Below are 2,280 nucleotides of genomic sequence, written 5' to 3'. Positions count from 1 at the left end.
GTCATATTGGGTGTAGTTTAACGCCATTAATTGTTGGCTGCTGTCTGTTCCGGTATAGCTGCCTGTCATTTGCCCAGAGGTTAATGAGTAATATTGCTTTTGTGTTAAGCCATTACCTAGTGCGCTTTGGGTAATATTGCCTAATATATCTTGGCTTTCAACCGTTTGATATACATAGTCATTGGCTGCATTTTTAACGCTGGTTTGATAGCCTTTATCGTTATAGGTGTATTCCAGCGTAAGGTTATTAGGGTAACGCACGCCTTTAACACGGCCATAATTACCATCGTACAGTGTACTGGTGGTGTAGCTTTTACCACTGCCCGAGATGGTATGCGTGGTTGGGCGACCCAGTGTATCAAAGTTGTAGGTATGGCTTACCCCATTACCGCTGGCGCTGGTCATTTGTCCATAGCCGTTACGTGATGAGTCATCATAGCTATAGTTTAAATCAGCTTCTCCTGTCGCTGTGCGCAATACTACCCTGCCCAGAGGGTCTGTGTAAGTATTAACAATGGTGTCGTTACTTCTGGTTTCTTGTTGTAGCTCACCAAAGCCATTGTAGGTAAAGCCAGCAAATAAAAGTGGGTGTCTTGTTTATTTCGTTGTCTTGTTTATTTCGAAGCAAATAAAAATGGGTGTCTTGTTTATTTTTTGTTGTTTGACAAAGGCTGAGCGTCCATATATGTCTTGTTTATATTTTTTTGTCGCCATCTAACAAGGTCTGCAAAGTCGCCTGCCTTCTTTGTAACATCTAATCCCAGCTTTCTGGAAAGAACACCTCTGTAGGTTCAAAGTCAAGTGCAGAAGGCAAATCAGATGCCTTCTGTTGTAGCTCATTTATAGCATTTCGATATTCATACTCATCGAACGAAAAATGATAGCCCTCATCATCAACTTCAAATGACCACGTGACAATACCATTGTTAAAAGACACAACAACTCCTTCCCAACCGCCATCATCTGCTATTCCAGATGCGGAGGTGAAAATAAGATAGCACCCATCACCAGAAAGCGACTTAACTAACTCTGATAGAACAACCAACGCATATTCCAAGAAATTAAAAGAGAAGCTTGGCTTTTCATCAATAAAAAGTTCAACCAGTACGGCATTAGAAAAAACAATACCATCTATTTCTTTGGTTTCTTGTGCATCTAAACACTTTAGATTGAAACTAATTTTATTCATTAATCTTTCTTCCTAGGTACGTATGGGAACTGTGAAGATCTGTTTGGTTTCGCATTATTAATAAATACTCTCATTTCCCCGGTTGGCGTTGCGGGCGTACTTATATTGAAATCATAAGACTTTGAGTATTTAGTTACCCTTGAATTTATATCAGAAAAAGCAGAGGTTGGATTTGTCATCGTATCATCTCTTAGTGCTTTTACATTTATATCCTGCCCAAATTGAGAGCGGTTTTTGGTAGATGCAACACTGGGATCAAAATAAAAGTGGGTGTCACCTTTATTATCTTCCATATATGTCTTGTTTATTCCACCCTCTATAACTGAAGCAAATAAAAATGGGTGTCTTGTTTATTTCTGTTTTTGACAAAGGCTAAGCGTCCATATATGTCACGTTTATTCTAACGTTTATTTTTCTATTCATTTCCAGCACCCAAAACTCGGATGTCTGCTTCATCAAAGCATAATTCTAAGTACCTATCATCAATTGTATTAATAATTAATTCTAAACGGCTACTTTTAATATCAATACCTAGAATCAGACTAATAATACCTAAATTGGCTTCTAACTCATCGAAATTACTGGAACCATGAACTTTACTTTTAGCTACTTTCCAATTACTGATACTTAGCGTACATGATGCTTCAATATATTTTTCATCAACATAGTAACTATCAAATCCAATTTCAATTACTTTTTCATTTGAGTCATAGCAAAACTTTGATACGACTTCATCATCAAACGTGTATTCTACATTATCTAAGTTCATACATAGCTACTACCTTATTGGAATATGTGCATCTTTACTTTTGAAACTAACCGGTTTCAAGCGAACATCAAAAGTGTTTTTATTTCCACCTCTATTAATATGCATATGATTTATTGGTGTGCCTGAATGAGGAGGGTCAAGGCGTATTTTCCATTTTCCACGTTGAAAATGTTGCATATCCTTTCCTTCAAAAACCTTTTTAAACCCTGCACTTTCTAAATCTTGGACTAGTTGATTTCTTGGGACACTTCCTACGCTTTCAAGATATTTTCTTACGCTAGAACGAGCACTACCAAGTGAACTGGTAGTATCAACAGCCTTA

5 protein-coding genes are annotated in these 2,280 nt (G+C 37.4%); all 5 read right to left on the bottom strand.

Translation table 11 applies throughout. The features are described from left to right. Positions 1-477: hypothetical protein (locus tag SANK73390_RS02585; protein ID WP_462763164.1), on the bottom strand; the 477-nt coding region annotated here is incomplete at its 3' end. A 277-nt stretch (positions 478-754) separates the two neighbouring features. Continuing rightward, positions 755-1,189, bottom strand: a complete 435-nt coding sequence (locus SANK73390_RS02580) for a hypothetical protein (RefSeq protein ID WP_462763161.1) — start codon at positions 1,187-1,189, stop codon at positions 755-757. Next, on the bottom strand, positions 1,189-1,482 hold the full coding sequence (locus SANK73390_RS02575) for a hypothetical protein (RefSeq protein ID WP_462763159.1): 294 nt from the start codon (positions 1,480-1,482) through the stop codon (positions 1,189-1,191). Before SANK73390_RS02575 ends, SANK73390_RS02580 begins: the two co-directional genes overlap by 1 nt. 122 nt (positions 1,483-1,604) lie before the next feature. Continuing rightward, the gene (locus SANK73390_RS02570; protein WP_462763155.1) at positions 1,605-1,958 is read right to left on the bottom strand and encodes a hypothetical protein; all 354 of its coding nucleotides are present in this window, start codon (positions 1,956-1,958) and stop codon (positions 1,605-1,607) included. 9 nt (positions 1,959-1,967) lie between these two features. Then, on the bottom strand, positions 1,968-2,280 hold a 313-nt coding region (locus SANK73390_RS02565), incomplete at its 5' end, for a hypothetical protein (RefSeq protein ID WP_462763153.1).

The organism is Pseudoalteromonas sp. SANK 73390 (genome assembly GCF_054966645.1).
This window is presented reverse-complemented; position numbering and strand designations above follow the sequence as displayed.